The organism is Streptomyces sp. NPDC002851 (genome assembly GCF_053591935.1).
In genome coordinates this window covers 101,365-128,114 of the sequence record NZ_JBSFUT010000023.1, presented here as the reverse complement: position 1 = coordinate 128,114, position 26,750 = coordinate 101,365, and the positions used below count along the sequence as shown (strand labels likewise).

General features: G+C 72.0%; 26 protein-coding genes and 1 tRNA gene. 13 read left to right on the top strand and 14 right to left on the bottom strand.

What is annotated here, in order from left to right:
* Positions 1-85: 85 nt before the first annotated feature.
* Both ACWD10_RS24010 and ACWD10_RS24005 read right to left on the bottom strand, forming a co-directional pair.
* On the bottom strand, positions 86-1,405 hold the full coding sequence (locus ACWD10_RS24010) for an MFS transporter (RefSeq protein WP_451094225.1): 1,320 nt from the start codon (positions 1,403-1,405) through the stop codon (positions 86-88).
* A 120-nt stretch (positions 1,406-1,525) separates the two neighbouring features.
* Positions 1,526-2,758, bottom strand: coding sequence for an exo-beta-N-acetylmuramidase NamZ family protein (locus ACWD10_RS24005; RefSeq protein ID WP_451094223.1), 1,233 nt, complete (start codon positions 2,756-2,758; stop codon positions 1,526-1,528).
* Between the two features lie 134 nt (positions 2,759-2,892).
* Here ACWD10_RS24005 and ACWD10_RS24000 point away from each other — a divergent pair, with 134 nt between their 5' ends.
* The 3 genes from ACWD10_RS24000 to ACWD10_RS23990 are packed head-to-tail and all read left to right on the top strand — an operon-like array spanning position 2,893 to position 5,973.
* Entirely contained in the window at positions 2,893-3,669 is a 777-nt protein-coding gene (locus tag ACWD10_RS24000; protein ID WP_451094221.1) for an SDR family oxidoreductase, read from the top strand.
* A gap of 41 nt (positions 3,670-3,710) precedes the next feature.
* Complete coding sequence (locus ACWD10_RS23995; protein ID WP_451094253.1) at positions 3,711-5,345, top strand: AMP-binding protein; 1,635 nt, start codon at positions 3,711-3,713, stop codon at positions 5,343-5,345.
* Positions 5,346-5,379: 34 nt separating this feature from the next.
* Positions 5,380-5,973 carry a TetR/AcrR family transcriptional regulator gene (locus tag ACWD10_RS23990; RefSeq protein ID WP_451094219.1) on the top strand — a complete coding sequence of 198 codons (594 nt, stop codon included), beginning with the start codon at positions 5,380-5,382 and terminating at the stop codon, positions 5,971-5,973.
* A gap of 53 nt (positions 5,974-6,026) precedes the next feature.
* On the opposite strand, the gene ACWD10_RS23985 is transcribed toward ACWD10_RS23990, so the two are convergent.
* From ACWD10_RS23985 to ACWD10_RS23975, 3 genes are all read right to left on the bottom strand, one after another.
* Complete coding sequence (locus tag ACWD10_RS23985) at positions 6,027-7,241, bottom strand: acyl-CoA dehydrogenase family protein (RefSeq protein ID WP_451094217.1); 1,215 nt, start codon at positions 7,239-7,241, stop codon at positions 6,027-6,029.
* A 6-nt stretch (positions 7,242-7,247) separates the two neighbouring features.
* A complete protein-coding gene (locus tag ACWD10_RS23980) occupies positions 7,248-8,270 on the bottom strand; it encodes a phosphotransferase family protein (protein WP_451094215.1) in 1,023 nt (340 codons plus the stop codon).
* Between the two features lie 115 nt (positions 8,271-8,385).
* Positions 8,386-9,300 carry an MBL fold metallo-hydrolase gene (locus tag ACWD10_RS23975; protein WP_451094213.1) on the bottom strand — a complete coding sequence of 305 codons (915 nt, stop codon included), beginning with the start codon at positions 9,298-9,300 and terminating at the stop codon, positions 8,386-8,388.
* Positions 9,301-9,572: 272 nt separating this feature from the next.
* Between ACWD10_RS23975 and ACWD10_RS23970 the strand changes: the two genes are divergently transcribed.
* Positions 9,573-9,869, top strand: coding sequence for a hypothetical protein (locus ACWD10_RS23970; protein WP_451094211.1), 297 nt, complete (start codon positions 9,573-9,575; stop codon positions 9,867-9,869).
* Positions 9,870-9,978: 109 nt separating this feature from the next.
* On the opposite strand, the gene ACWD10_RS23965 is transcribed toward ACWD10_RS23970, so the two are convergent.
* Genes ACWD10_RS23965 through ACWD10_RS23955 form a run of 3 tightly spaced genes read right to left on the bottom strand, consistent with a single transcriptional unit; the run spans position 9,979 to position 11,378 of the window.
* Positions 9,979-10,308: a DUF202 domain-containing protein gene (locus tag ACWD10_RS23965; protein WP_451094209.1), complete on the bottom strand. Its 330-nt coding sequence runs from the start codon at positions 10,306-10,308 to the stop codon at positions 9,979-9,981.
* 40 nt (positions 10,309-10,348) lie between these two features.
* On the bottom strand, positions 10,349-10,744 hold the full coding sequence (locus ACWD10_RS23960; protein ID WP_451094207.1) for a YidH family protein: 396 nt from the start codon (positions 10,742-10,744) through the stop codon (positions 10,349-10,351).
* A 10-nt stretch (positions 10,745-10,754) separates the two neighbouring features.
* Positions 10,755-11,378, bottom strand: coding sequence for an NUDIX domain-containing protein (locus ACWD10_RS23955; RefSeq protein WP_451094205.1), 624 nt, complete (start codon positions 11,376-11,378; stop codon positions 10,755-10,757).
* Positions 11,379-11,488: 110 nt separating this feature from the next.
* Here ACWD10_RS23955 and ACWD10_RS23950 point away from each other — a divergent pair, with 110 nt between their 5' ends.
* The 3 genes from ACWD10_RS23950 (at position 11,489) to ACWD10_RS23940 (ending at position 14,582) form a co-directional block, all read left to right on the top strand.
* Positions 11,489-13,144 (top strand): FAD-binding dehydrogenase, encoded by a 1,656-nt coding sequence (locus ACWD10_RS23950; RefSeq protein WP_451094203.1) that lies wholly within the window; start codon positions 11,489-11,491, stop codon positions 13,142-13,144.
* 204 nt (positions 13,145-13,348) lie between these two features.
* Positions 13,349-14,002 carry a molybdopterin-dependent oxidoreductase gene (locus ACWD10_RS23945; RefSeq protein ID WP_451094251.1) on the top strand — a complete coding sequence of 218 codons (654 nt, stop codon included), beginning with the start codon at positions 13,349-13,351 and terminating at the stop codon, positions 14,000-14,002.
* Entirely contained in the window at positions 13,944-14,582 is a 639-nt protein-coding gene (locus ACWD10_RS23940; RefSeq protein ID WP_451094201.1) for a cytochrome b/b6 domain-containing protein, read from the top strand. The genes ACWD10_RS23945 and ACWD10_RS23940 overlap by 59 nt, the downstream gene beginning before the upstream one ends.
* 68 nt (positions 14,583-14,650) lie before the next feature.
* Here ACWD10_RS23940 and ACWD10_RS23935 read toward each other — a convergent pair whose 3' ends face one another.
* The 3 genes from ACWD10_RS23935 to ACWD10_RS23925 all read right to left on the bottom strand — a co-directional run bounded on the left by ACWD10_RS23935 (position 14,651) and on the right by ACWD10_RS23925 (position 15,888).
* Positions 14,651-15,157, bottom strand: coding sequence for a gluconokinase (locus ACWD10_RS23935; RefSeq protein ID WP_451094199.1), 507 nt, complete (start codon positions 15,155-15,157; stop codon positions 14,651-14,653).
* A 53-nt stretch (positions 15,158-15,210) separates the two neighbouring features.
* Positions 15,211-15,609 carry a YchJ family protein gene (locus ACWD10_RS23930; protein WP_451094197.1) on the bottom strand — a complete coding sequence of 133 codons (399 nt, stop codon included), beginning with the start codon at positions 15,607-15,609 and terminating at the stop codon, positions 15,211-15,213.
* Between the two features lie 194 nt (positions 15,610-15,803).
* A tRNA-Leu gene (locus tag ACWD10_RS23925) sits at positions 15,804-15,888 on the bottom strand.
* Positions 15,889-16,085: 197 nt separating this feature from the next.
* Here ACWD10_RS23925 and ACWD10_RS23920 point away from each other — a divergent pair.
* The 3 genes from ACWD10_RS23920 to ACWD10_RS23910 all read left to right on the top strand — a co-directional run bounded on the left by ACWD10_RS23920 (position 16,086) and on the right by ACWD10_RS23910 (position 18,827).
* Entirely contained in the window at positions 16,086-17,420 is a 1,335-nt protein-coding gene (locus ACWD10_RS23920; RefSeq protein ID WP_451094195.1) for a M20/M25/M40 family metallo-hydrolase, read from the top strand.
* 171 nt (positions 17,421-17,591) lie between these two features.
* Positions 17,592-17,825, top strand: coding sequence for a chaplin ChpH (chpH, locus tag ACWD10_RS23915; RefSeq protein WP_451094193.1), 234 nt, complete (start codon positions 17,592-17,594; stop codon positions 17,823-17,825).
* 129 nt (positions 17,826-17,954) lie between these two features.
* Positions 17,955-18,827, top strand: a complete 873-nt coding sequence (locus ACWD10_RS23910) for a chaplin (RefSeq protein ID WP_451094191.1) — start codon at positions 17,955-17,957, stop codon at positions 18,825-18,827.
* 194 nt (positions 18,828-19,021) lie between these two features.
* Here ACWD10_RS23910 and ACWD10_RS23905 read toward each other — a convergent pair whose 3' ends face one another.
* Positions 19,022-19,210, bottom strand: a complete 189-nt coding sequence (locus tag ACWD10_RS23905; protein WP_451094189.1) for a DUF5703 family protein — start codon at positions 19,208-19,210, stop codon at positions 19,022-19,024.
* Positions 19,211-19,257: 47 nt separating this feature from the next.
* Here ACWD10_RS23905 and ACWD10_RS23900 point away from each other — a divergent pair, with 47 nt between their 5' ends.
* Positions 19,258-19,980, top strand: a complete 723-nt coding sequence (locus tag ACWD10_RS23900; RefSeq protein ID WP_451094187.1) for a hypothetical protein — start codon at positions 19,258-19,260, stop codon at positions 19,978-19,980.
* Between the two features lie 160 nt (positions 19,981-20,140).
* On the opposite strand, the gene ACWD10_RS23895 is transcribed toward ACWD10_RS23900, so the two are convergent.
* Positions 20,141-22,753 carry a helix-hairpin-helix domain-containing protein gene (locus ACWD10_RS23895; RefSeq protein WP_451094249.1) on the bottom strand — a complete coding sequence of 871 codons (2,613 nt, stop codon included), beginning with the start codon at positions 22,751-22,753 and terminating at the stop codon, positions 20,141-20,143.
* Positions 22,754-23,427: 674 nt separating this feature from the next.
* The gene (locus ACWD10_RS23890) at positions 23,428-24,411 is read right to left on the bottom strand and encodes an aldo/keto reductase (RefSeq protein ID WP_451094185.1); all 984 of its coding nucleotides are present in this window, start codon (positions 24,409-24,411) and stop codon (positions 23,428-23,430) included.
* 191 nt (positions 24,412-24,602) lie between these two features.
* Here ACWD10_RS23890 and ACWD10_RS23885 point away from each other — a divergent pair, with 191 nt between their 5' ends.
* Both ACWD10_RS23885 and ACWD10_RS23880 read left to right on the top strand, forming a co-directional pair.
* Positions 24,603-25,658, top strand: coding sequence for an LLM class F420-dependent oxidoreductase (locus ACWD10_RS23885; protein WP_451094183.1), 1,056 nt, complete (start codon positions 24,603-24,605; stop codon positions 25,656-25,658).
* Positions 25,659-25,954: 296 nt separating this feature from the next.
* Entirely contained in the window at positions 25,955-26,743 is a 789-nt protein-coding gene (locus tag ACWD10_RS23880; protein WP_451094181.1) for a ferritin-like domain-containing protein, read from the top strand.
* Positions 26,744-26,750: the final 7 nt, after the last annotated feature.

The following is a 26,750-nucleotide window of genomic DNA, read 5'->3' as shown; positions in this document are numbered from 1 at the left end:
GAGGAGCGGGGGTGCAGGGGGCAGAGCCCCCTGCTTACGGGAAGGGGCGGGACCGGGGAGAAGGAATCCCGGGCCCGCCCCGCCGCTACCCCAGCGACCGCTCCCGCGTCTCCGGCAGCGCGAGCACGCACAGCAGCGACACCACAGCCATGGCACTGACGTACCACCCGACAGCCCCGGACCCGAACTCCGCTTGCAACCTCGTGGCCACCAGCGGAGCGACCGCCCCGCCCGCGATCCCGCCGAGGTTGTACGCGAGCGACGCGCCCGAGTAGCGCACCCGCGCCCCGAACAGCTCCGGCAGATAAGCGCCCATGGGCCCGTACACCACGCCCATGCAGAACAGCGCCCCGCCGAGCGCCACCGCGACGAGCACCGGCTGCTCGGTATCCATCAGCGGGAACAGCACCAGACCCCACACCACGGCGAGCCCGGTCCCGGCGAGCACCAGCTTGCGCCGCCCGCCCGCGTCGGACCTGGTCGCCGCCAGCCAGGTACCGGCCGCCAGGCAGACGCACGCCACCAGGGACAGGGCGAGCATCGTGTTCCGGGATATCCCGAGGGTGGTGGTGCCGTACGCCAGGCAGTAGGTCGTGGCCGTGTAGAAGAGCCCGTACGCCACGATCATGCCGCCCGCGCCGAGCAGCAGCTCCTTGGGGTGCCGCTTGAAGACCTCGAACGCCGGGGCGCGGCTGGCCTCTTGCGCGGCCATCACGCGCGCGAAGACCGGAGTCTCGCTGATCTTCAGGCGGACGAAGAGGCCGACGGCCACCAGGAGGAACGACAGCAGGAACGGCACCCGCCAGCCCCAGGAGCGGAACGCCGCGTCGTTCAGGACGGAGGAGAGCAGCCAGAACACACCGGTCGCCGCGAAGAAGCCCACGGACGGCCCGAGTTGCGGGAACGCGGCGAACAGCCCGCGCTTCCCGCGCGGCGCGTGCTCCACGGCGAGCAGCGCGGCACCGCCCCACTCGCCGCCCAGGCCCACGCCCTGGAGAAAGCGCAGCAGGACGAGCAGCAGCGGCGCCCAGACGCCCCAGGTGCCGTACCCGGGAAGCAGCCCGACGAGGGCGGTGGAGAGCCCCATCAGGAGCAGCGAGGCGACGAGCACGGACTTGCGCCCGACGCGGTCCCCGAAGTGCCCGAAGACGAGCGACCCGATCGGCCGGGCGGCGAACGCCACGGCGTATGTGGAGAACGCGGCGAGAGTGCCGTTCACCGGGTCGAGGTTCGGGAAGAACGCGTCGTTGAGGACGAGGGCCGCGGCGGTTCCGTAGACGTAGAAGTCGTAGAACTCGATGGCGGTGCCGATGAAGCTGGCGACGGCCACCCGCCGTAAGCTCTCGGGGCTCTCGGGGTTTTTGGCGGTGGGTTGTTCGGCAGGGGAACTGTCATCTTTGAGCACGCCCGCACTGTGGCGATCGGTGGCCAGTACAGTCAATACGTGGGACGCCCGATCCCGCATAACGAGACGCCGTAGCCGCCTGCCCCGCCTGCCCCGCCTGCCCCGGGTGCTCCGGGCGGCTCAGTACGCCAGATACCGCCCGCGCATCTCCCGGAACTCCGCCAACTCGCCCTGCCAGGCGCCCACCACGTCGTCCACCCCGGCGCCCGCGTCGATCATCGTGCGCACTCGCTCGGAGCCCGTGAGCTTGTCGATCCATCGGTCCTCGCGCCAGGCGAACGACGGCCACACCCGCTTCGCGGTCACCAGGAGCCCGATCCCGGTACGTACGGGCTCGAAGACCTCCCGGTCGTGCACATGCAGCTGCACCCCGCCGACCGTCCTGCCCGCGAACTTGGAGAAGGTGGGCTGGAAGTAGGCCTCCCTGAAGTGCACGCCCGGCAGGTCGAGCCGGTTCGCCGCGGCCGCCCACGCCCGGTCGATGCCCTCGGCGCCGAGCAGCTCGAACGGCCGCGTGGTGCCGCGCCCCTCGGAGAGGTTCGTGCCCTCGAACAGGCAGGTACCGGCGTACCCGAGGGCCGTGTCGGGTGTCGGCATATTGGGGCTCGGCGGCACCCACGGCAGCCCCGAGGCGTCGTAGAAGTCCCCGCGCCGCCACCCCCGCATCGGCACGGTCGCCAGCTCGACCGGCCGCTTCAGGAATTCCCCGTTGAACAGCCGCGCCAGCTCGGCGACCGTCATCCCGTGCGCCTGCGCGATCGGCTCCCGGCCGACGAAACTCGCGAACTTCCGGTGCAGGACCGGGCCTTGGGCAGCGCGGCCGGTCACCGGATTCGGCCGGTCGAGCACCACGAACCGCTTACCGGCCAGGCGGGCGGCCACCATGCAGTCGTAGAGCGTCCAGATGTACGTGTAGAAGCGGGCGCCCACATCCTGGATATCGAAGACGACGGTGTCCACGCGCGCGTCCCGGAAGATGTCCGCAAGCTCCTCGCCGGACGTCCGGTACGTGTCGTAGACCGGAAGCCCGGTAGCGGGATCCTCGTACTTGCCCTCCGAGCCACCCGCCTGCGCCGTCCCCCGGAAACCGTGCTCGGGCCCGAACACGGCGGTCAGCCGCACCCGTTCATCGGCGTGCAGCACGTCCACGATGTGGCGCACGTCCCTCGTGACGCCGGTGGGGTTGGTGACGATGCCGACGCGCTGCCCGTCGAGCAGCGCGTATCCGTCCTCGGCCAGCTGCTCGAATCCGGTGCGCAGCCGGTCCGTGGCACCGGCGGGCGGGGCGCTCGCGGTGGCGGCGACGGCGGCGCCGGAGGCTGTGGCGAGCAGTGCGCGTCGAGAGAGCGGCATAAAGGCACGCTAGCCGGGAACCACCTGCCCGTCCGGCGTTTGTGGACGAGTGCGCCCGCTGCCCCGCCACCGCCCCTTCCCTCACCCCGTACCGACTGGTTAGTCTGCGACAGCAGTCATGGCGATACACGCGGATGGAGAGCCGAAACGTGGACACCGTGCAGGGCAAGTCAGTCGTCGTCACCGGAGCCGGCGGCGGCATCGGCGCCGCCCTGGCGCGCCGGTTCGCGGCCGAGGGCGCCAAGGTCGCCGTCAACGACATAGACGCCGACCGGGCCGAAGCGGTCGCGGCCGACTGCGGCGGGATGGCGGTCCCCGGGGACGCCTCCGCCATCGTCGACCGCGCGCGCGTGGCCCTCGGCGGCACCATCGACATCTACTGCGCCAACGCCGGGCTCGCCTCCGGCGGCACCGAGGACGCCCCCGAGGACGTCTGGGCCGCGGCCTGGGACGTGAACGTCATGGCCCACGTCCGCGCCGCACAGGCGCTTCTGCCCGGCTGGCTGGCGCGCGGCGAGGGCCGCTTCGTCTCCACCGTGTCGGCGGCCGGACTGCTCACCATGGTCGGCGCCGCCCCGTACAGCGTCACCAAGCACGGCGCGTACGCCTTCGCCGAGTGGCTCTCGCTCACCTACCGGCACCGCGGCATCAAGGTGCACGCCATCTGCCCGCAGGGCGTGCGCACCGAGATGCTGGACGCCGCGGGCTCCGCGGGCGAGCTGGTCCTCACGCCCACCGCGATAGAGCCGGAGGACGTCGCCGACGCGCTCTTCGACGGCATCGAGCAGGACGAGTTCCTGATCCTGCCGCACCCGGAGGTCGCCGCGTACTACCAGGCGCGGGCCTTCTCGCCGGACCGCTGGCTGACCAACATGAACCACATCCAGCAGAAGTGGGAGGCCGCCGAGTGACCGCGCCGCACGCCGCCCGGACGACCGGGTCCTACGCCGACATGCCCTGGCTGGGCCGGCTCAGCGAGGCCCAGCGCGCCCCCGTCACGCCGCCCGCCTCGCTCGTGCACGCCTTCCGTGCGGCCGCCGCCCGCGCCCCCGAACGCACCGCGCTCGCCTACTTCGACGGCCGGGTCAACTACGCCGAGGTCGACGCCCTGTCCGACGCGGTCGCCGGGCACTTGGCGGCCCGCGGGCTCGCGCGCGGCGACCGGGTCGCGGTCGTCCTGCAGAACTCCCCGCACTTCGTGCTCGCCGTGCTCGGCGCCTGGAAGGCCGGTGCCACGGTCGTGCCGGTCAACCCCATGTACAAGGCGGCCGAGGTCCGGCACGTGCTGCACGACGCCACGGTGACCGCCCTTGTCTGCTCGGACCGCGCCTGGGCCTCGTATCTGCGCGAGACCGCGGCCGATTCGCCGGTGCGGATCGTGCTCACCGCCTGCGAGTTGGATCTGCAGAGCCGCGACGACGCACGCGTACTCAACTTCGAACGGCAGCCGCAGGCACCGGACGCCGATGACCTGCTGACCGTCGCACGCGCGGGCGCGCCCGCGCCCGAGGGCCGCGAACCCACCGCCGACGACATCGCGTTGATCAGCTACACCTCGGGCACCAGCGGCACCCCCAAGGGCGCCATGAACCGGCACGGGAACATCACGTACAACGCAGAACGGCAGCGCACCGGACACCCCCTTACTGAAGGAGCGACGTACTTCGCGCTCGCCCCGCTCTTCCACATCACCGGCATGGTCTGCCAGTTGGGTACCTGCGCCGCCAACGCGGGCACCCTCGCGCTCGCCTACCGCTTCGAGGCCGGTGTCGTCCTGGACGCCTTCACCGAGCACCGCCCCGCCTATACGGTCGGCCCGGCCACCGCGTTCATGGCCCTGGCCGCCCATCCGGCCGCCACCCGCGACCACTTCGCCTCCTTCCAGATCATCTCCTCCGGCGGGGCGCCGCTGCCGCCCGCCCTGGTGGAGAAGTTCCGCGCGGGCTTCGGGCCGTACCTGCGCAACGGCTACGGCCTCACCGAGTGCACCGCCCCCTGCGCCTCCGTACCGCCCGAGCGCGAGGCCCCGGTGGACCCGGAGTCCGGGACCCTGTCGGTCGGTGTGCCAGGGCCGGAGACCGTCGTACGGATCGTCGACGACAAGGGCCAGGACGTGCCGTTCGGCACCCAGGGCGAGATCGCGGTGCGCGGCCCCCAGGTCGTGCCCGGCTACTGGGGCCGCCCCGAGGCCACCGCCAAGACCTTCCCGGACGGCGAACTGCGCACCGGCGACATCGGGTTCATGGACCCTGACGGCTGGCTCTACGTCGTCGACCGCAAGAAGGACATGATCAACGCCTCCGGCTTCAAGGTCTGGCCGCGCGAGGTCGAGGACGTGCTCTACACCCACCCGGCCGTCCGCGAGGCCGCCGTCGTCGGCGTCCCCGACGCCTACCGCGGCGAGTCGGTCAAGGCGTATGTCAGCCTCCGCCCCGGCACCGAGGCGGCCCCGGACGACCTGGTCGCGTACTGCGAGGAGCGCCTGGCCGCGTACAAGTACCCGCGCGAGGTCGAGGTCCTGCCGGAGCTGCCGAAGACCACGAGTGGGAAGATCCTCCGACGGGAACTGCGTTCCCGTCCCCAGTAAGTGCGCAAGTGCGGACGAAAGGCAGGTGGCAGCAATGGCCAAGGCGACGGACAACGACGGTACGCCCGTACCGCAGCGGCTCCTGGCCGCCGCCACCAGGCTCTTCGCCGAGCGGGGCTACGACCGTACCTCCGTGCAGGAGATCGTCGAGGCGGCGGGCGTCACCAAGGGCGCCCTCTACCACTACTTCGGCTCCAAGGAAGACCTGCTGCACGAGGTCTACGCGCGCGTGCTCCGCCTCCAGCAGGAGCGCCTCGACGCCTTCGCGGACGCCGACGCGCCCGTGGAGCAGCGGCTCCGCGATGCCGCCGCGGACGTGGTGGTCACCACCATCGAGAACCTCGACGACGCCTCGATCTTCTTCCGCTCCATGCACCACCTCAGCCCGGAGAAGAACAAGCAGGTACGCGTGGAGCGGCGCCGCTACCACGAACGGTTCCGCGCCCTCATCGAGGAGGGCCAGGAAGCCGGGGTCTTCTCCACGGCCACCCCGGCGGACCTGGTGGTGGACTACCACTTCGGCTCGGTCCACCACCTGTCCACCTGGTACCGCCCGGACGGCCCGCTCACCCCGCGCCAGGTGGCGGACCACCTCGCGGACCTGCTGCTGAGGGCGCTGCGACCGTAGGCGACGCTCCTTCTGTAGAGACGCTTTCGCCTACGGCCGCAGGGCCGTGCCTCCTAGAGGTACGCCTTCAACTCCCGCCGCGCCAGCGACCGCTGATGCACCTCGTCCGGCCCGTCCGCGAGCATCAGCGTGCGCGCCGAGGCCCACAGCTCGGCCAGCGGGAAGTCCTGGCTGACGCCGCCCGCGCCGTGCAGCTGCACCGCGCGGTCGAGGATGTCCACGACGGTGCGCGGTGTCGCGATCTTGATGGCCTGGATCTCGGTGTGCGCGCCCTTGTTGCCGACCGTGTCCATCAGCCAGGCCGTCTTCAGTACGAGCAGCCGCAGCTGCTCCACGGCCACGCGCGCGTCGGCGATCCACTCCTGCACCACGCCCTGCTGCGCGAGCGGCTTGCCGAACGCGGTCCGGGACACCGCACGCCGGCACATCAGCTCGATCGCCCGCTCGGCCATGCCGATCAGCCGCATGCAGTGGTGGATCCGGCCGGGCCCGAGCCGCGCCTGCGCGATGGCGAAGCCGCCGCCCTCCTCACCGATCAGGTTCGACGCCGGGACCCGGACGTTGTCGAAGACGACCTCGGCGTGGCCGCCGTGCCAGTGGTCCTCATAGCCGTACACCGTCATGGCGCGCCGTACTTCGAGGCCGGGGGTGTCGCGCGGCACGAGCACCATGGACTGCTGCCGCCGCACATCGGCACCGTCCGGATCCGTCTTGCCCATCACGATGAAGATCCGGCAATTCGGGTTCATGGCCCCGGAGATGAACCACTTGCGCCCGTTGATGACGTACGCGTCGCCGTCGCGTTCGATCCGGGTCTCGATGTTCGTCGCATCCGAGGACGCCACCTCCGGCTCGGTCATCGCGAACGCCGACCGGATCTCGCCCGCGAGCAGCGGATCGAGCCACTGCTTCTGCTGCTCGTCGGAGCCGAACTGGGCGAGCACCTCCATGTTCCCGGTGTCCGGCGCCGCACAGTTCAGCGCCGTGGGCGCCAACTGCGGGGCGCGCCCGGTGATTTCGGCGAGCGGCGCGTACTGCAGATTCGTGAGCCCCGCCCCGTGCTCGGCGTCCGGCAGGAAGAGATTCCACAGACCCTGCCGCCGGGCCTCGGCCTTGACCTCCTCGACCACGGGCGGCGTCTCCCACGGCGACGCGAGCGACGCGTGCTGCGCGCGCATCACGTCCTGCGCCGGATAGACATGCTCGTCCATGAAGGCGAGCAGCTTGGCGCGCAGCTCCTCGGTGCGTGCGTCGAATGCGAAGTCCATACGGGATCAGCCTTCCTGGAGGGTGGTGAGGCCGTGCTCGATGAAGAACGGGACCAGCTCGCCGATGCGGTCGAAGCCGTCGCCGACGGTCTGCCCGAGCGTGTAGCGGTAGTGGATGCCCTCAAGAATCACGGCGAGCTTGAACCAGGCGAACGCCGTGTACCAGGCAACGCCCGACACGTCCCGCCCGGACCGCTCCGCGTACCGCTGGATCAGCTCCCGCGGTGCGGGGTGGCCCGCGGCCGCGGCGGTGGTGCTGACCGGAGAGTCCGGCATGTGCACCGGCACGCTGTACATCGCGAGCAGGCCGAGGTCGGTGAGCGGGTCGCCGAGCGTCGACATCTCCCAGTCGAGCACCGCCCTGATCCGCTCGTCGCCGTCGACCAGGACGTTGTCGAGCCGGTAGTCGCCGTGCACCACGGTGGGCGCGGGGGAGCGGGGCAGCTCGCGGCCGAGCGCGGCGTGCAGCTCGTCGATCCCGGCGAGCTCGCGGTTGCGGGAGGCGTCCAGCTGCTTGCCCCAGCGGCGCAACTGCCGGTCCAGAAAGCCCTCGGGGCGCCCGAAGTCACCGAGCCCCGCGGCGGCCGGGTCGACGGCGTGCAGCTCGACCAGGGTGTCCACGAGGCCGAGTACGGCGGCGCGGGTCCGCTCCGGGCCGATCGCGGCCAGCTCATCAGCGGTCCGGTACGGCGTCCCGGCGACGAACTCCATGACGTAGAACGGCGCCCCGAGCACCGACTCGTCCTCGCACAGCAGCACCGTGCCGGGCACCGGCACCCCCGTCGGGCGCAGCGCGCTGATCACCCGGTGCTCGCGCCGCATGTCGTGTGCGGTGGCGAGCACATGCCCGAGCGGCGGCCGACGCACCACCCAGCGGCTCTCGCCGTCGGTCACGGCGTACGTCAGATTCGACCGGCCACCCTCGATGAGCCGCGCGCTGAGCGGCCCGCGCACCAGGCCCGGCCGCTCGCGGTCCAGAAGGGCGCGCAGCGCGTCGAGGTCGAGACCCGGAGGCTGCTCTGAGGTCATGCGTTCGCTCCCTCGTGTTTGATTCCGAGGAGCATGATGCCGACCAGTCGGTATGCGCGTCTAGTGGGTGTCCGTTTTCGGCCCGTCCGGCGCTCGAGAACGAGCCGTTCAACCCCTAGGCATGGCAGGCCACCATCCGCCCGCCGTTGAGCGTGGCCATGTCGCCGAATCCGGCGATCGGGTCGACGGGGCTGCCGAGCGGCTCACCCGCCAATTCGGCGTACGCGCGGTGCAGATTGGCGACGAGCCGCTCGCTCTCGCGCAGCTCGGCGAACGCGCCCAGGTCCGTCGTGCGGGCCGCCTCAAGAGGCGTGAGCCCCTTGGCGTACGCCTCCTCGGCCACCGTGCCCACGAACCGCAGATACCGCTCGACCCGGTCGAACACCGAAGGATCGGTGACCGCTCCGTGCCCCGGCACCACGGTGCGCGCGCCCAGTCCGCGCAGCAGGTCGAGGGCGCGCAGCGACCCGGTGAGGGAGCCCATCAGGACGAACGGCGTACCGCCCTCGAAGACCACGTCGCCGGTGAACACGATCCGCCGCTCCGGCAGCCAGACGAGCGTGTCACCGGTGGTGTGCGCGGGCCCCGGATGGATCAGCTCGATCCGCGGGCCGCCGTCGCGGTGCACGGTCATGCGGTCCTCGTACGCGAGGTCCGCGGCGCGCAGCTTTATCGCGCCGTAGTCGGTCTCGGGCCAGAGCAGTTCGAGGTGGGCGCCGGACGCGAGCGCCTCGCGGCGGCAGGCGGCGTGCGAGACGATCCGGGCCTCGGGCGCGAACACGCCGTTCCCGTAGGTGTGATCGCCGTGGTAATGCGTGTTGACCACGAGGTCGGGGGCGGCGGCACCGCTCTCGAGCAGCGCCGTACGCAGCGCCCGGGCGCGCCGCTCGGTGGCCGCGGTGTCCACGAGCAGCGTGGCGTCACCCGCACCGACCCACCCGGCGTTGTTCAGGCACCAGCCGCCGTCCGGCTGGACGTAGGCGTGCACGTCGGACGCGAGTTGGACGGTGTACGGCTCGCCGGCGGTCATGCGGCTCCCCCTGCCTTCGGTCAACTGGGCGCTCCGATCTTGTCAGTTGGCGGCGAGGCGGGGTAACCCGGGCCGCTGCCCGTGCGGACCGGGATCGACATGCCCGTGCGGGATGGGGTCGACGTGCGCGTGCGGACCGGGGCCGACGTGCGCGGCAGCACCGGACCGGTCGCCATTCGGACGAACCGTGCCATTCGGGACTAGTCTGGGCGGGGAAGTTGCCGCGGCGTCCATGCCGCGGCATGACTGAGTCACCCGAAGGTGAGCAGCACATGACCACCCTCCACCAGGAACACCCCGTTCACGAGCACACCCATGGCCCGGCCTGCGGTCATACGGAGGTGCTGCACGGCGACCACGTGGACTACGCCCACGACGGCCATCTGCACCGCAAGCACGGCGACCACTGGGACGAGTGCGAGCCCACGGCCCACGCCCCGCACGAGGGCCACGAGCACCAGCACGGCGCGGACTGCGGCCACACCGCGGTGCGCCACGGTGACCACGTCGATTACATCCACGACGGCCACCGGCACGCGGCCCACGACGGTCACTGGGACGACCACTGACACCAGGCACGGCCTGACAGACCTCGGCCGACACATCTCGGCCCGCACATCCCGGCCAGCAGGTCTCGACCGACAGGCTCTGCCCGGGGCAACGCGGCAACCAACCCGGTCAGCGCACCACGAACACCGCGAGTGCCGCGAGTGCCACGGTGCACCCCGCGACGCCCAGCGCCATCCGCACCGGCAGCAACCCGGGCCGGACCGACATCAGGTCCCGCATCCGGCGCTGGGCGAGCGCGAGGAACGCCACCCAGAGCAGCAGCACCACCGCCGCACCCGCGAGCTGCGCCGGACCGGTCCCGCCCATCAGCACGACCCGTGCCCCGAGCGCCGCGGCCACCGTGCAGGCCAGCGTCGTACGCCGCCAGGCGAGCCGGGTCCGCTCCGGCTGCAGCCCGGGGTCGCGCGCCGGGACCGGGGGCTGGGGATCGGCGCTCATGAACGCACCACTGAACCCACCACCCGGCGCGTCCGCCCGCTCATCCGTTCGCCAGACCGAACACCGCGAGCACCACCAGGAGCACCGCCACCACCGCGACCGCCAGGCTGAGGACCGCCGGGAAGCGGGACATCGGCAGCGACTGGCCGTGGCGCATCGCCAGCTCACAGCGGGTCCAGTGGCGCACCGCGTGCACCGCGCACAGCGCGCCCACCACAAGCAGCGCGACCGCGATCCCGACGCGGATCGCCCAGCGCAGGTCGGGCAGGAACTGGTGCACCGCGAAGCCGCCGGCGGCCAGGGCCAGCGCCGTACGGATCCACGCCAGGTAGGTGCGCTCATTGGCGAGGGTGAACCGATAGTCCGGCGTCTCGCCCTCCTCACGGACGCGCCTCGGCGTCCACCACAGCTGCAACGACTTCCTGAACCCGCTCATTCTCCGCACCTTACCGGCGCCACCTCCTCCGCTTCCGTACCGCCCGACCGGGGGGCTCACCCGCCCGGAACTCCCGCAGCCGCCGGTACGCCTCGAACCCGTCCGGAACCCAGTCCCAGGTGCCGAGCCGCCGTATCAGCTCCTCCTCGGGCAGGAAGGCGTGCCAGGCGACCTCCTCCGCCTGCGGCCGCACGGGGAGTGTGCAGCGCACCTCGTACACGTACGACCACCAGCTGCCGGACCCGGCTCCGTCCGCCTCCCCGGTCCCGTCCACGTACAAGAACTTGAACAGCGGTGTCGGCCGCGGGAGCCCGCTCACGCCCAGCTCCTCCTCGGCCTCCCGCAGCGCCGCCTCGTCGTACGACTCGCCCGCGCCCACGACGCCGCCCACGAACATGTCGTACCGCGAGGGGAACACCAGCTTGGTCGCCGTCCGCCGGTGCACGAAGATCCGGTCCTCCGCGTCCCGTGCGAGGACGAACGCGCAGCGGTGGCGCAGCCCTTGGGCGTACGCCTCGCCGCGGGGCGTCTGCCCGACGACCCGGTCCTGCTCGTCGACGATGTCCAGGAGTTCGTCGGCGTTCCTGCCGCCACCCCCACCGCCGCTGCCGTTACTGCCTGCTGCCGTTGCCATGTCTCCATGGAACACCCCGGGTCTGACAGTCCCGCCCCGGCGGTTGACGCGGCGTCTTCCGGTCCCGAGGATCTGACCCACGAGTAACTCGGCCGACAGGACGGATGACCATGGCGTACGACGCTGATGTGATCGTGATCGGGGCCGGTCTCGCCGGTCTGGTGGCCACCGCGGAACTCGTGGACGCCGGGCGGAAGGTGATCCTCCTTGACCAGGAGCCCGAGCAGTCATTCGGCGGTCAGGCGCACTGGTCGTTCGGCGGCCTGTTCTTCGTCGACTCGCCCGAGCAGCGCCGGATGCGGATCAGGGACAGTCACGCCCTCGCCCTTCAGGACTGGTTGGGCACCGCCGCCTTCGACCGCGAGGAGGACCACTGGCCGCGCCGCTGGGCCGAGGCGTACGTCGACTTCGCGGCCGGGGAGAAGCGGTCCTGGCTGTACGGGCAGGGCGTGCGGTTCTTCCCGGTGGTCGGCTGGGCCGAGCGCGGCGGCTACGACGCCACCGGGCACGGCAACTCCGTGCCCCGCTTCCACATCACGTGGGGCACGGGCCCCGGCCTCGTCGCCCCCTTCGAACGCCGGGTCAGGGAGGGCGTCGCCCGCGGCCTGGTCGAGCTGAGGTTCCGGCACCGGGTCACCGGCCTGGCCCGCAGCGCCGGTTCCGTCGACACCGTCACCGGCGAGATCCTCGAACCCTCCACCGTCGAGCGCGGCCAGAAGAGCAGCCGCACCGTCACCGGCGCCTTCGAGCTCAAGGCCCAGGCGGTGATCGTCACTTCGGGCGGCATCGGCGGCAACCACGACCTGGTCCGCGCCAACTGGCCCGAGCGCCTGGGCACTCCGCCCACCCGCATGCTCTCCGGCGTGCCCGCGCACGTCGACGGCCTGATGCTCGGCATCACCGAGCAGACCGGCGGCCGCCTCATCAACCGCGACCGCATGTGGCACTACACCGAGGGCATCGAGAACTGGAACCCCATCTGGCCGCAGCACGGCATCCGCATCCTGCCCGGCCCCTCCTCGCTCTGGCTGGACGCCACGGGTAAGCGCCTTCCGGTGCCGCTCTTCCCCGGTTTCGACACCCTCGGCACGCTCGACCACATCATGCACACCGGTCACGACTACACCTGGTTCGTGCTCAACCAGCGCATCATCGGCAAGGAGTTCACGCTCTCCGGCTCCGAACAGAACCCCGATCTGACGGGCAAGTCGGTGCGTGATGTCATCGGCCGGGCGCGCGCGGATGTCCCCGGCCCGGTCAAGGCGTTCATGGACCACGGCGCCGATTTCATCGTCGAGAAGGACCTCACCACGCTCGTACGCCGCATGAACGCGCTCACCAAGGAGCCGCTGCTCGACGAGGCCGAACTGCGCCGCGTCATCACCGCACGGGACCGCGAGATCGCCAACCCGTTCACCAAGGACCTCCAGATCACCGCGATGCGCGGCTCCCGCAAGTTCCTCGGCGACCGTCTCATCCGCACCGCGACCCCGCATCGCATCCTCGACCCGAAGGCGGGCCCGCTGATCGCCGTCCGCCTCAACATCCTCACCCGCAAGACCCTCGGCGGCCTGGAGACCGACCTCACCTCCCGCGTCCTCACCGAGGGCGGCGAACCGCTGCCAGGCGTGTACGCGGCGGGGGAGGCCGCCGGGTTCGGCGGCGGCGGCGTCCATGGCTACCGCTCCCTGGAGGGCACCTTCCTCGGCGGCTGCCTCTTCTCCGGCCGGGCGGCCGGTCGTGCGGCGGCGAAGGCCGTCGGCTGAACCGCCTCTACAGAAGGAGTGCCACAGAAGGAGTGCAGTGCCACAGAAGGAGTGCTTACGAAAGCCTGACGAACCGCCGTCCCCTCTGGCCGAAAGCCACCCCAGGGTGCTCCACTCGTCCCCGTGAGCCCTTCCCCGTACGACCACCAAGAGCCGGAGGCCGAGGAAACCGGCGCCCCTGTAGGGCGCCGCATCGTCCTCGGCATGCTCGGCCTGGGCGCCGCCGGTGTGGCCGCGGCGCCGCTGCTCCAACGCGGCGTCGAGGCCGTCGCCAGTAAGGACCCCACGGGCCTGACCGACGTCCTGCCCGCGGGCGGCGGCTTCCGCTACTACTCCGTCGCTCCTTCTGTACCGACGAAAAACGCGGACACCTACCGCCTGAAGCTCGACGGCCTGGTGGACCGGCCCACCACCTACACGCTGGCCGAACTCCGCGCGCTGCCACAGACCCGGATCGTCCGCGACGTCCAGTGCGTCACCGGCTGGCGGGTCCCCAAGACCCCCTTCGAAGGCGTACGCCTGGCCGACCTCCTGGACGCCGCCGGGGTGCGCCCCGAGGGCCGCGCCCTCCGCTTCACCTGCTTCGACGGGACGTACAGCGAGAGCCTCACCCTCCAACAGGCCCGCAGAAAGGACGTGTTGGTGGCCCTGCGCATGCAGGACAAGCCGCTCACCCACGACCACGGCGGACCCGCGCGCCTCTATGTCGCGCCCATGTACTTCTACAAGTCGGCGAAGTGGCTGTCGGGCATCACCGTCACCACCGACGTCCGGCCCGGCTACTGGGAGGAGCAAGGCTATGACGTCGACGCCTGGGTCGGCCGGTCCAACGGCCGCGACGACGCGCCCACCGTCTGAGCCCGCCGCCTCCCGGCCGGAACTCCCGGCTCCGGTACGCCGCTTCAGCCGCGCCGAGCAGGCGGCGCACTGGACGACGGCCGTCCTCATGGTCCTCTGCCTCGCCACCGCGGCCTGCCTGTACGTGCCCCAGCTCGCCCAACTCGTCGGCCGCCGCCACCTCATGGTGACGGTGCACGAGTGGACCGGCCTGCTGCTCCCCGCCCCGTTCCTCGCGGGCCTGGCCTCCCGCGCCCTGCGGTCCGACGTGCGCCGCCTGAACCGCTTCGGGCCGCGCGACCGCGCCTGGCTGGGGGCGACCCTGCGCGGCGTCCGACGGCCGCGCCCGGCAGGCAAGTTCAACGCCGGGCAGAAGCTCTACGCCGCGTGGATCGCCGGTGCGGTCCTGGTGATGCTCGGCACCGGCCTCCTCATGTGGTTCACCGGCCTGGCCCCGCTGGCCTGGCGTACCGGGGCGACCTTCGTCCACGACTGGCTCGCGCTCGCGGTCCTGGCCGCCGTCGTGGGCCATGTGGCGATGGCCGTACGCATGTGGAGCCGGGCCGGAGCCGTACGGATGCGGAGCCGGGCCGGCGATTGACCGGCGGGGCGCCGCAGGCCGGGGGAGCGGCGCCCCGCCCTTCTTCTCAAGGCAGTTCCGCCGGCGCCTCAGGCGAGTTCCGCCAGCGCCGCGAGGGCCTCGGCCGCGACCTGCTCGGGCCCGGGCGTCACATCCACCACGACGCCCTCCTCGTCCGCCGCGAGCGGTTCGAGCGTCGCGAACTGCGAGTCCAGCAGGGAGCTCGGCATGAAGTGCCCCTTCCGCGCCGCCTGCCGTGCCCGGATCAGTTCCCGGTCCCCGGCCAGATGCAGAAACACAAGCCCCGGCGCCGCCGCCCGCAACCGGTCCCGGTAACTCCGCTTCAGCGCGGAGCAGCTCACCACTCCGCCGCGCCCGGCCCGGTCCCGCGCCCAGGCGCCGATCGCATCGAGCCACGGCCACCGGTCCGCGTCGTCGAGCGGAACCCCGGACGCCATCTTGGCGACATTGGCCTCGGAGTGGAACGCGTCCGCGTCCGCGTACGGCACATCCAGCTCCCCGGCGAGAAGCTGCCCGACCGTCGACTTGCCCGTCCCGGTCACGCCCATCACCACTACGACCCGCCCGGGCTCCATCGGCCGACCGTCCTCTCCGTTTCCCTCTCCGTTCCGCATCCGACATCCGGGCCCTAGGCGAAGATGTCGCCGTCCACGTACACCCACGCCCCGTCCACCCGCTCGAACCGGCTGCGCTCGTGCAGCGCGCCCGGCCGTCCGCTCTCGGTGAAGCGGGCGCGGAACGTCACCGTGCCCGTGCTGTGGAACGCGCTGCCCTCGGTGGTCTCCAGGATCTCCAGGCCCACCCAGCGCAGCCCCTCGCCGAACTCGATCCGCGGCGGTCGGGTCCGCGGATGCCAGGTGCGCAGCAGATACGCCTCGTCCCCGACGGCGAACGCGGCGTACCGGGAGCGCATCAGCTCCTCCGGTGTGGCGGCCACGGCCCGGCCCGAGTGCAGCCGACCGCAGCACTCCGGATAGGCGGCGGGCCGCCCACAGGGGCAGGGGCGTGGCGACGTACGACGAGACATGCCGCTCATTCTGCACGGGAACACCGCGCCGCCGACCACGGCTCCCCACCCGCCGCAGGCAGGCGGGCCTGGGCCACGGCCGTAAGTGCGGCAGTCGAGCATGAGCCTTGAGCAGCCGGCGGCCTGACGGAGTCTCGGCCCGCACAACGACACATCCCCCACGGTCTCAACGAGACCCTGGGGGATGTGATCTGTGTCCGAGGGGGGACTTGAACCCCCACGCCCGATAAAGGGCACTAGCACCTCAAGCTAGCGCGTCTGCCATTCCGCCACCCGGACCGGTGACCCGCGGTTTCCCGCGGCGACGTGGAAAACCATAGCAAACATTCGGCGGCCTCCGATCACACCCCGGTCGCCCCGTCCACCACGCAGCCAGCTCTGTGAACGGCGCATTGCGGGTGGTGCCCGGCCTTGGGATGCGCGGCGCGGCGCGCGAGGATGAGGGGGACCACCAGCGCACCCCCGGGAGGAACAGCGTGAGCGAGTCGAGCAGGGACGTCAGGACGTCGTCGGTCTCCGGCGAGGAGGAGGTCGTCGACCTCTGCCGCGACCTGATCCGGATCGACACCAGCAACTACGGCGACCACTCGGGGCCCGGCGAGCGCAAGGCCGCCGAATACGTGGCCGAGAAGCTCGCCGAGGTCGGCCTGGAACCCCGGATCTTCGAGTCCCACCAGGGGCGGGCCTCGACGGTGGCCCGGATCGCGGGCGAGGACCGGTCGCGGCCGGCCCTTCTGATCCACGGTCACACCGACGTCGTACCGGCCAACGCCCAGGACTGGACCCACCACCCGTTCTCCGGCGAGATCGCCGACGGCTGCGTGTGGGGCCGTGGCGCGGTCGACATGAAGGACATGGACGCGATGACGCTCGCGGTCGTACGCGACCGGCTGCGCAGCGGCCGCAAGCCGCCGCGGGACATCGTGCTCGCGTTCCTCGCCGACGAGGAGGCCGGCGGTACATACGGCGCACGCCATCTCGTCGACCACCACCCCGAGCTCTTCGAGGGCGTGACGGAGGCGATCGGCGAGGTCGGCGGTTTCTCCTTCACCGTCAACGAGAAGCTGCGGCTCTACCTCGTCGAGACCGCCCAGAAGGGCATGCACTGGATGCGCCTGACCGTGGACGGCACAGCGGGCCACGGCTCGATGACCAACAAGGACAACGCCATTACGGAGCTGTGCGAGGCCGTCGGCCGCCTCGGCCGGCACGAGTGGCCGGTGCGCGTCACCAAGACCGTGCGCTCCTTCCTCGACGAGCTCTCCGACGCCCTGGGCACCGAGCTCGACCCGGAGAACATGGAGGAGACCCTCGCCAAGCTCGGCGGCATCGCCAAGATGGTCGGCGCGACGCTGCGGAACTCCGCCGCGCCCACCCAACTCGGCGCCGGTTACAAGGTGAACGTGATCCCGGGCCAGGCCACCGCCCATGTCGACGGTCGCTTCCTGCCTGGCCACGAGGAGGAGTTCCTCGCCGACCTCGACCGGATCCTCGGCCCGCGCGTGCGGCGCGAGGACGTGCACGCCGACAAGGCCCTGGAGACCGACTTCGACGGCAAGCTCGTGGACGCCATGCAGTCCGCGCTGGGGGCCGAGGACCCGATCGCGCGGGCGGTGCCGTACATGCTCTCCGGCGGCACCGACGCCAAGTCCTTCGACGACCTCGGCATCCGCTGCTTCGGCTTCGCACCGCTGCAACTGCCGCCGGAGCTCGACTTCGCCGGGATGTTCCACGGCGTGGACGAGCGGGTTCCGGTGGACGGCCTGAAGTTCGGCGTACGCGTCCTCGACCGCTTCATCGACGCGAGCTGACCGGCGGAGCAGAGCGAGCAGATCGGTGACACGAAACTCCAATAATCGCCAGCGTGTGCGCAATTGACTGAAACGGGTGAAAGGGCCCGCCGGGTCGTAGCCCCGTTCCTCCGTCCTCGTTACAGGTGGTGCAGTCCGCGGCTGGGACTGCATTGCCAACAAGGAGGAATAATGATCAAGAAGGTCGTCGCTGCTGCGGCTGCCACTGGTGGTCTGGTGCTCGCCGGCGCGGGCGTGGCCGTCGCCGACTCGGGCGCTCAGGGTGCCGCCGTGAAGTCCCCGGGTGTTGCCTCGGGCAACCTGGTTCAGGTTCCCGTTCACGTGCCGGTGAACGCCTGCGGCAACACGGTCTCCGTGATCGGGCTGCTGAACCCCGCCTTCGGCAACGACTGCATCAACCACTGACGTTGTGCCTCACCCCATGAGGGTCTGAGTTCGGTCGGCCCCGGAGTGCGAGCCATGCACTCCGGGGCCGCTGCGTATGAGGCGCATGTCCGTGGGGCGTGCGCATTCCAGTAGGCAAAGGAAGAACCTATGCGACAGGGCACGCGCAAGAGCCTGCTCACTGTGGCGGCCGCGACCGGCGTACTCGCCGTGACCGGCGGCTACGCGCACGGAGCGGGGGGAGCGAGCGCCGACGGCGGTGCATCGAACTCGCCCGGCGTGCTCAGCGGCAACAACGCCCAGGCCCCCGTCGACGTCCCGGTGAACGTCTGCGGGAACACCGTGAACGTGGTGGGGCTGCTGAACCCGGCGGCGGGCAACGAGTGCAGCAACACCGGGGGCGGCCAGGACGGAACATCCGACGGGACCGGGTCGTCCAGCGGCGACTCCGGCGCGCAGGGGTCGACCAGCGACTCCCCTGGGATCGGCTCGGGCAACAATGTGCAGGCGCCGGTCGATGCCCCCGTCAACGCCTGCGGCAACAGCGTCTCGGTGGTCGGCGCCGGAAACGCCACCACCGGCAACGACTGCGGCAATGGCACGGGAGACTCCACCCCCCCGGACAACGGGAGCCCCGAGGAACCGCCGGACCATGGCACTCCCGGCGACCCGCCGGGCAAGGACAACCCCGACCCGCCGGGCAAGGATGCCCCTGGGGGGCCCGGGGGTCCTGGTGACTCCGATGACCCCGATGACTCCGGTAAACCCGGTGACCCCGGTAAACGCGTGAAGCCGAGGCCCGAGGGGCCGCACGGTCCGGGCGGCGAGTCGCCGCACAGCCCGGGTGAGCCCCGGTCGATGGACCCGAACTCCCCGGGGACGCAGACCGTCACCCAGCCGGAGGCCCGCACGGAGCTCGCCCGGACCGGCGTCGACGTGCCGCTCGGCCTCACGGTGCCGCTGAGCGCGGGGCTGCTGCTCGCGGGCGCGGTCGTGTACCGGAAGGCGCGGCAGGCGGCCTAGGCCTTTCAGACGGCCCAGGTCTGTCAGAGGAACGACCACGGAGTGGGTCCCCGTGAAGGGACCCACTCCGCTTTGCTGCCTTCTGCCCTCTTTTGTTCTCTGGGTCTGCTTTGTCCCCCTGGATCTTTGTTTCTTTCCCCGGATCTGTTGTTTCTTTCCCCCTGGGTTTTCCTGGAGCCGGGTGCGCTCCGCCGTCACCAGGTGGCGCGGAGCTGGCGGATGATCCGGCGGCGCAGCCGCACCCTGCGACTGCCGTCCGGATGGAGGCGCAGTCGGTCCAACTCCCAGTGTCCGTACTCGGCGTGGTCGGTCAGCAGACGCGTCGCTTCCTTGCGGGAGACCCCGCGCGGCACGTACAGGTCGACAAATTCGTATTCCGGCATCGCATCTATTGTGCGGGCAACGCCCAGGTACGGATAGCGTCTGCACTATGTCTGATGCTGCGCAGCCCAGCGCTGCCGAGGTACGTGCCGCCGCCGAGGCGGTCAAGGCCGCGCTCGACGCCCATCTCGAGGCCGTCGAGCGCCGGTCGGGGGAGGACGACCCGGACGTCTACGAGGCGTTCAACGAGCTGGCCGCGGCGGCCGAGGCGTACGACGAGCTGCTCTACGACCGGTACGACGAGGTGACGCCCTTCGAGATCCCCGGCGCAGAGGAGGGGCTGCCCGCCTACACCGGCCCGGAGGAGCCGACCGCCCTGAGCGTGCTCATCCGCCGGGACTACACGGTGGTGGAGCCGCAGCGGCTCCGCGCCCAGGCGCAGCGGGTCGCCGACCTGGACGCGGACACGGCGACGGGCGCGACCGCGGCCGTCGTCGGCGACAGCGCGCACGCGGCGCTCGGCGTCCTCTTCGGCGAGTTCGAACCGGACGAAATCGCCTCCCGGCACAAGGAGTTCGGCCTCTCGGAGGGCGACTCCACGGTCTGGGTGACGGCGGCCGACGCAGCACCCGAGCCGGGGGAGTGGCTGGAGACCCCCTTCGAGGACGCCGACCCGGAACGCATCGTCTGCCGCTTCGACGTGAGCGCGGTCTTCGACGAGGACGACGACGGTCTCAGGGCGATGTCCTTCGGCCCCGATGACCGGGACGACCGGGATGGCCGGGATGAGCCGGACGGACCTGATCTGGAGCCTTCGGCGGTGGATCGCTGAGGCTCGTCCTCGGCCGCTGCCGCGCCCCGGGGGTTGTCCGTCCGTACCCCCGGGGCACGCGGCACGGGGCACGGGGCCGTGGGCGGCCCGGAGTCGTCGTTACGGTCGGCCGATGCCGTACCCGCCCGGCTGACCTTCCGGGGCCGCCCCGCGCGTGCTCCTAACCCTGCGGCTGCGGGGTCTGCTGGCTCTCCTGGCCCCGGAGGAGGACCGGAAGGCGGGTTGTGCGGGGCTTCGCCGGGGTGTTCGCCACCGCCTCGGCCAGGGCACCCTCCACCCCGTGGACGACGGAGAGGTGGCGTTCGCCGCGGCCGAAGGCCGTGTACACCCACGAGCGGGTCAGGCCACCGGCCGCGTCGCCGGGCAGCACCACGACCGCGGCCGGCCAGCGGCGGCCCACCGCCTGGTGTGCGGTGAGTGCCCAGCCGTGCCGCACCGTCCGCTCCACCCGCTCCTTCGGTACGTGCACGGGCGTGCCCGCGCAGTCGAGGCGGAGCCCTTCCGCATCGGCGCCCACCACGCGGCCCGGCCGGGTGCGTCCGGGTGCCGGGGTGTACGCCACACGGTCCCCCGCGTCGAAGCCGCCGAACCGGCCGGGGCCGGGGTTGAGGCGCTCCTTCAGGGCAGCGTTCAGCGCCCGCGTCCCGGCGGCGCCGCCGTGCCCGACCGTGATCACCTGGGTGCCGTCGGCGGGGATCCCGAAGGCCCGGGGCACCGAGTCCGCGACGAGCTGCACCGTGCGGTGCACCGCCTCGCCCGCGTCCCGCACGGGGACGATCACGACCTCCTTGCCCGGCGCCTCGACCTGCGTCAGCTCGCCGACACCGATCCCCGAGACCAGCTCGCCGATGGGCCCAGGATCCGGCGTACGGGACACCACGAACGGGCAGGTACGGGCGGCCAGGAGGTCGGCGAAGACCCGGCCGGGCCCGGCCGACCACAGCACGCCGGGGTCGCCGCTGAGCACCAGACGCGCCCCGTCCGGCAGCGACTCGACGAGCATCGCCGCGGTCTCGACGTCCAGTTGGGGCGCGTCAAGGACGACGAGCAGATCCAGCGCGAGCGCCCCGTCGGCGTCGCGGCCCGGACCCTCGGCTCCGGCCAGCAGCCCGGCGACGGTCGCGGTTACGTCGGTGTCAGGGCTGTCGGTGCTGCTGTCGGTGCTGTCAGGGCTGTCGGGGCTGGCTGGACGGCTGTCCGGGCCGGCCTGGCCAGCGTGGGCTGGGCTGCTTCCCGCGGTCTCCGTGCCGGGGGCGCCCGGGGCGCCTGGGGTGCCGTGGGTGCCGGGTGCGCCAGAGGCGTGGTCCCGGGCCCCGGCGCCTGTCCCCGGGATCAGGGCCGCAAAGCGGTGTTGGCCGTCCTCGGTGTGGGTGGCGGCCCAGACGCGCAGGCCGAGGTCGCGTGCCGCGGCGACGAGGGCCGCGGGCTCGGCCCGGGCCGCTTCGCCGCCGGAGTGCAGGACGAGTCCGTGGCCCGCGACGGCGCGGATCAGCTCGGCCGCCGAGCCCTTGGCGGCCGACGCGGTGGACTCCCATGCGTCCGGCCCCGGGGCGCCCTCGTCCGGACTGCCGTCCTTCGCCAGCGAGTTCACGATCCGGGCCAGGCCGTCGGCCAGGCTCTCCTCGGCCAGGGCGTACCGCTCGAGGCCGACCAGAACCCGCACCGGGACCTCGGCCTCCGCTTCCGTTTCCTCGCCGTCCGCCGCGCTCTCCGCCGCCGGGCGCACCGGCTGAGGGGCGTCGAGTGCGTCCTGGAAGACCAGCACATCCCCCTCGGTGACGGCGCTCTGCACCGCCGCGTCCGGATCCGGCACCGAGCGCTGGGTGAGCGCCGCTTCGAGCGCGGGCGCCTCCAGCGCGGTGTGCCCGGCGAGGGCGGCCTGCTCCAGGAGCCATACGGTGAGGGCGCGCCCCCTGCGCTCATCGCCGGGTCCACAGGCCTCGCCGAGCAGGGCCCGTGCGAAGCCGTCGGCCTGCTCGGGCCGGACGCCGGGGACCCGCAGCAACTGCCAGGGGTCCTCCTGGAGTTGGCTGTCGGCGCCCTCGCCGAGCACCGACGTGACCTGCGGGGCGAGGGTCTCGGGCGCGCCGCCCCGGGTGAGGACGGAGCGCACCGCGGCCACCGCCTCGACGTCGGGCGGCGGAGCCTCGGCCGGGGCGGTCGGCTGCGGGCGCCGGACGGGCTCGGGCGCGGGGCGCCGCCGCGCGGGCTCCGGCTCGCTGAACACGGTGCTCGGCGGCTTCTCACCGGCCTCCACGGCGCGGACCGCGGCAAGCAGATCGGCGGCCGTCCCGCTCAGCTTGGCCCCACTCTCGACCGGCCCACCCCGCTCGGCCTTCCGCTGCTCGATCCGCCTCCGCAGCTCCTGCTGCGCAGCCAACTCAGCCTCCGCCTCGCTCAACTCCGCCGCGGACGCCTCACCGGCGTCGCCGCCCTGGCCTGCGGAGCTGCCGTCGGCGTCGTCGCCCTCGGTCGGGGATTCGCCACCGGCGTCGCTGCCCTCTGCCGCGGCTTCCCTGTCGGCCTCGCCGCTGTCGGCCGCGGAGCTCCGGATGGTGTCGTCGCTCCCGGTCGGGGATTCGCCACCGGCGTCGCCGTCCTCTGCCGCGGCTTCCCTGTCGGCCTCGCTGCTCTCGGCCGCGGAGCTCCGGATGGTGTCGTCGCTCCCGGTCGGGGATTTGCCATCGGTGTCGCCGTCCTCTGCCGCGGCTTCCCTGTCGGCCTCGCCGCTGTCGGCCGCGGAGCTCCGGATGGTGTCGTCGCTCTCGGTCAGGAATTTGCCATCGGTGTCGCCGTCCTCTGCCGCGGCTTCCCTGTCGGCCTCGCCGCTGTCGGCCGCGGAGCTCCCGAGGGCCTCGCCGCCCTCGGTGGGGAATTCCCCACCGGCGTCGCTGCCCTCCGCCGCAGTTGCCTCACCGGCCTCGCCGCCCTGGCCCGCGGAGCTCTCGTCGGCGTCGCCGCTCTCGGCCGCCGATTCCCCACTGGCCTCGCCGCCTTCGCCCGCGGAGCTCCCGACGGCCTCGCTGCTCTCGGCCGCCGACTCCCCACCGGCCTCGCGGCTCTCGGCCGTTCCGGTGGCGTCGCCCTCCAGCGCACAAGTGGTCTCGCCCTCGCCCCCGCTCGCATCCACGTCGGAACCCTCCGATTCGCCTCCGTCACCGCCGCCGACAGCATCGTCGTGTGCACCGTCGGCAGCTGTGCCGCCCGCGCTCCCCTCGCTGTTGGGGTTGCCGGAACCCCCGGAACCCCCGGAACCCCCGGAACCCCCGGCACCGCTCCCAGCACCGCCGACACCAGCTTCCCCGGCCGCCGCAGCCCCCTCGGCCGTCAGCGCGCGCCCGCGCGCACCCGTCCCGGTCTCGTCACCGGATGCGGTGGCGGTGGGGGTGGCCGGGGTGGGTGCCGTGGTGTCCGTCCCGGGTTCTTCCGCGGCGGCGGACTTCGTCCTCACAACGTGCTCCAGTCCTGGTCGGGGTAGCGGTGCACCGGCGCCGACACGTCGTCGAGCGCCTGGCAGATCTCGTCAGGAAGACTAAGCGTCTCCACTGACAATGCCGCCGTGAGCTGCTGCGCGTTGCGCGCGCCGACGATCGGGGCGGCGACGCCCGGCCGGTCCCGTACCCAGGCGAGCGCCACCTGGAGCGGCGTCGCCGCGAGTCCGTCGGCGGCTGTCGCGAGCGCGTCCACGATGCGGCTGGCCGCCTCGTCGAGGTACGGGGCGACGAACGGCGCCATGTGTTCGGAGGCGCCCCGCGAGTCGGGTGGGGTGGTGTGCCGGTACTTCCCGGTCAGGACGCCGCGCCCGAGCGGTGAGGACGGCAGCAGGCCGACGCCCAAGTCGAGCGCGGCGGGCAGTACTTCGCGTTCGACACCGCGCTGTAGCAGGGAGTACTCCATCTGCGTACTGGCGAGCCGGGTGCGCACCCCGGGAGCGGCCAGCTGCCAGGTCGCCGCCTTGGCCAGCTGCCAGCCGCAGAAGTTGGACACCCCGGCATAGCGGGCGCGGCCGCTGGCCACCGCCAGGTCCAGGGCCTGCAGGGTCTCCTCGAGCGGTGTCGCCTCGTCGTACGCGTGCACCTGCCAGAGGTCGACGTAATCCGTGCCGAGCCGCTGGAGCGAGGCGTCGAGCGCGGCGAGGAGGTGGCCGCGCGAGCCGTCGAACCGCCGGTCGGGGTCCGGCACGCTGCCCGCCTTGGTCGCGATGACCAGCTCGCGCCGGGGCACGAACCCTTCCAGGAGCTGCCCGAGGACGTACTCGGCCTCACCGCCGCCGTACACGTCGGCGGTGTCGACGAGGGTGCCGCCCTCCTCCCAGAAGGCCTTCAACTGGTCGGCGGCGTCGCGCTCGTCGGTGTCCCGGCCCCAGGTAAGGGTGCCGAGTCCGATCCGGGACACACGCAGGCCGGTGCGGCCAAGATGCCTCTGCTCCATGGGCGCTGAGATTACTGGTGACGTGTCGTACGCGTGTTGCCCTGTGGATAACCGGGCCCTGACGGGCACTGACGGATCAGGACCCCGCGCGTTAGAGTCCGACCGGCACGCTCGTTACCACTGGGTAATCAGTCCGTCATCCGTTCAGTGATCCGCCATGGATCCGTTCAGTGATCAGTAAGGGGACCGGCATGCGACTCGGGATCAACCTCGGCTATTGGGGCGCCGGGATGGACGCCGACAATCTCGCCGTCGCCAAGGAGGCCGACCGGCTCGGCTACGCGGTCTGCTGGGCCGCGGAGGCGTACGGCTCGGACGCCGCCACCGTCCTCGCCTGGGTCGCCGCGCAGACCGAGCGGATCGACGTCGGCTCGGCCATCTTCCAGATCCCGGCCCGGCAGCCGGCCATGACCGCGATGACGGCGGCGACGCTCGACACCCTGTCCGGCGGCCGCTTCCGGCTCGGCCTCGGCGTCTCCGGGCCGCAGGTCTCCGAGGGCTGGTACGGCGTGAAGTTCGACAAGCCGCTGGCGCGCACCCGGGAGTACGTCGAAATCGTGCGCAAGGTGATGAGCCGCGAGCGCCTCTCGTACGAGGGCGAGCACTGGACACTGCCGCTGCCCGACGGCCCCGGCAAGCCGATCAAGCTCACCGTGCACCCGGCCCGCGAGCACATCCCGCTGTACATCGCGGCCATCGGCCCGAAGAACCTCCAGCAGACCGGCGAGATCGCCGAGGGCGCCCTGCTGATCTTCCCCTCCGCCGACCACCTCGAGGACACCGCCATCCGGCACATCCGGGCGGGCCGCGAGAAGGCGGGCCTCACGATGGACGGCTTCGACGTGTGCCCGACCGTGCCCTTGGCCGTTGGTGAGGACAAGAACCTCGACACGCTCGCCGACACGTTCCGGCCGTACACCGCGCTCTATGTGGGCGGCATGGGCAGCCCCAAGCAGAACTTCTACAACAAGCTTGCCCAGCGCATGGGTTACGAGAAGGAGGCCGCCGAGGTCCAGGCCAAGTACCTCGCCGGAGACAAGGACGGCGCCGCCGCCGCAGTACCGCAGCAGCTGATCGACCAGACCACGCTGCTCGGTTCCGTCGACCGGATCGCCGACCGGATGCGGGCCTACGCCGAGGCCGGGGTCACCACCCTGACGCTCTCCCCGTCCGGCTTCACGCTCGACGAGCGGCTTGCCTCGCTCCGCGCCGGAACCGAAGCCCTGGAGCGGGCCGGACTGGCCTAACAGCACACAGCTGGCCCAACAGAACACAGGGGGCGCGGGCTTCCCGAAAAGGTGAAGTGACGTCTCTGCGGCCGTGGTGGGGGCTCGGGGGTCTTCCCCGCCACGGCCGTCATTCGTATCAACGCCGCTCCGCCCGGGCGGTTACGGCCCGGGCGCCGTAGGAGGGACCCGGCCGCCGCACGGGAGCGGGCCACCGCGTCCACCGTTCGGCGGCGCCACGGCGGCACCCGTGTTGCCCACCACCCCGTACCGCATTTGACTCGTCACTTGCGGACCCCTGCACGGAGGTGGCAGTGATGCTCTCGGCCAAGAGTCTCTTCGAGGAGATCCTCAACCACGACGAGTCCTTCCGGCTGTTCTGCTCCATCGCGGCCAGCGGCGAGGCACAGGGCGGCTGGGAGAACGGCCGGATCGCCGCGCTCGTCCCGGACAGCCGCCGCGATCTCGCCCCCAAGATCGTCCGCCACGGCGCGGACGAGGACAAGCACGGACGGATCTTCAACGCGCTACTGAAGAAGCGCGGACTCGACCCGTGCGAGGTCCCGCCCGAGACCGACTACACGATGCTCCTGGAGAGGAACGGCATCGGCGTCGCCCACGAACTCCTCAACAGCGACGGTCCGCTCACCGAACGGGACATCATCATCTACCTCGCCCACAGCAGGGTCACCGAACAACGCGCCTCCGAGCAGATGCGGATACTCCGCCGGTACTTCGGCGACCACCCCGACGTCGGCCGCGCGGTCAGGATGATCTCCAGCGACGAGGACAACCACCTCGCGTACTGCCACGAGGAGCTCCTGAGGTTCGCGTACGCCGGGCACGGCCGTACCATCCAGCGCGTCCTGCACGAGAGCGCACGCGCCGAGATCGCCATCTACCGGGACGTCAGCCTCGCCGTCATGGACCACATGGGCCGCATCCTGGGCTGGCCCAAGGCCAAGGCGAAGCCGCTCGCCGCCGGAATCCACGGCGTATACGCGTACGAGCGGGCCGGTGGGCTGCGGCGGATGGTGTCCCTGAAGATGCCCGAGCGACGCAACGCCCTCGGCGGGCCCGCTGCACCGGCGCCCGAATTCGCCTGACGCCCGG

What these genes read in the sequence shown, in the direction of transcription:
- ACWD10_RS24005 (WP_451094223.1), bottom strand. Translation starts at nt 2,758, where the DNA reads ATGCCGCTCTCTCGACGCGCACTGCTCGCCACAGCCTCCGGCGCCGCC.
- ACWD10_RS24000 (WP_451094221.1), top strand. Translation starts at nt 2,893, where the DNA reads ATGGAGAGCCGAAACGTGGACACCGTGCAGGGCAAGTCAGTCGTCGTC.
- ACWD10_RS23995 (WP_451094253.1), top strand. Translation starts at nt 3,711, where the DNA reads ATGCCCTGGCTGGGCCGGCTCAGCGAGGCCCAGCGCGCCCCCGTCACG.
- ACWD10_RS23990 (WP_451094219.1), top strand. Translation starts at nt 5,380, where the DNA reads ATGGCCAAGGCGACGGACAACGACGGTACGCCCGTACCGCAGCGGCTC.
- ACWD10_RS23985 (WP_451094217.1), bottom strand. Translation starts at nt 7,241, where the DNA reads ATGGACTTCGCATTCGACGCACGCACCGAGGAGCTGCGCGCCAAGCTG.
- ACWD10_RS23980 (WP_451094215.1), bottom strand. Translation starts at nt 8,270, where the DNA reads ATGACCTCAGAGCAGCCTCCGGGTCTCGACCTCGACGCGCTGCGCGCC.
- ACWD10_RS23975 (WP_451094213.1), bottom strand. Translation starts at nt 9,300, where the DNA reads ATGACCGCCGGCGAGCCGTACACCGTCCAACTCGCGTCCGACGTGCAC.
- ACWD10_RS23970 (WP_451094211.1), top strand. Translation starts at nt 9,573, where the DNA reads ATGACCACCCTCCACCAGGAACACCCCGTTCACGAGCACACCCATGGC.
- ACWD10_RS23965 (WP_451094209.1), bottom strand. Translation starts at nt 10,308, where the DNA reads ATGAGCGCCGATCCCCAGCCCCCGGTCCCGGCGCGCGACCCCGGGCTG.
- ACWD10_RS23960 (WP_451094207.1), bottom strand. Translation starts at nt 10,744, where the DNA reads ATGAGCGGGTTCAGGAAGTCGTTGCAGCTGTGGTGGACGCCGAGGCGC.
- ACWD10_RS23955 (WP_451094205.1), bottom strand. Translation starts at nt 11,378, where the DNA reads ATGGCAACGGCAGCAGGCAGTAACGGCAGCGGCGGTGGGGGTGGCGGC.
- ACWD10_RS23950 (WP_451094203.1), top strand. Translation starts at nt 11,489, where the DNA reads ATGGCGTACGACGCTGATGTGATCGTGATCGGGGCCGGTCTCGCCGGT.
- ACWD10_RS23945 (WP_451094251.1), top strand. Translation starts at nt 13,349, where the DNA reads ATGCTCGGCCTGGGCGCCGCCGGTGTGGCCGCGGCGCCGCTGCTCCAA.
- ACWD10_RS23940 (WP_451094201.1), top strand. Translation starts at nt 13,944, where the DNA reads ATGACGTCGACGCCTGGGTCGGCCGGTCCAACGGCCGCGACGACGCGC.
- ACWD10_RS23935 (WP_451094199.1), bottom strand. Translation starts at nt 15,157, where the DNA reads ATGGAGCCCGGGCGGGTCGTAGTGGTGATGGGCGTGACCGGGACGGGC.
- ACWD10_RS23930 (WP_451094197.1), bottom strand. Translation starts at nt 15,609, where the DNA reads ATGTCTCGTCGTACGTCGCCACGCCCCTGCCCCTGTGGGCGGCCCGCC.
- chpH (WP_451094193.1), top strand. Translation starts at nt 17,592, where the DNA reads ATGATCAAGAAGGTCGTCGCTGCTGCGGCTGCCACTGGTGGTCTGGTG.
- ACWD10_RS23910 (WP_451094191.1), top strand. Translation starts at nt 17,955, where the DNA reads ATGCGACAGGGCACGCGCAAGAGCCTGCTCACTGTGGCGGCCGCGACC.
- ACWD10_RS23905 (WP_451094189.1), bottom strand. Translation starts at nt 19,210, where the DNA reads ATGCCGGAATACGAATTTGTCGACCTGTACGTGCCGCGCGGGGTCTCC.
- ACWD10_RS23900 (WP_451094187.1), top strand. Translation starts at nt 19,258, where the DNA reads ATGTCTGATGCTGCGCAGCCCAGCGCTGCCGAGGTACGTGCCGCCGCC.
- ACWD10_RS23890 (WP_451094185.1), bottom strand. Translation starts at nt 24,411, where the DNA reads ATGGAGCAGAGGCATCTTGGCCGCACCGGCCTGCGTGTGTCCCGGATC.
- ACWD10_RS23885 (WP_451094183.1), top strand. Translation starts at nt 24,603, where the DNA reads ATGCGACTCGGGATCAACCTCGGCTATTGGGGCGCCGGGATGGACGCC.
- ACWD10_RS23880 (WP_451094181.1), top strand. Translation starts at nt 25,955, where the DNA reads ATGCTCTCGGCCAAGAGTCTCTTCGAGGAGATCCTCAACCACGACGAG.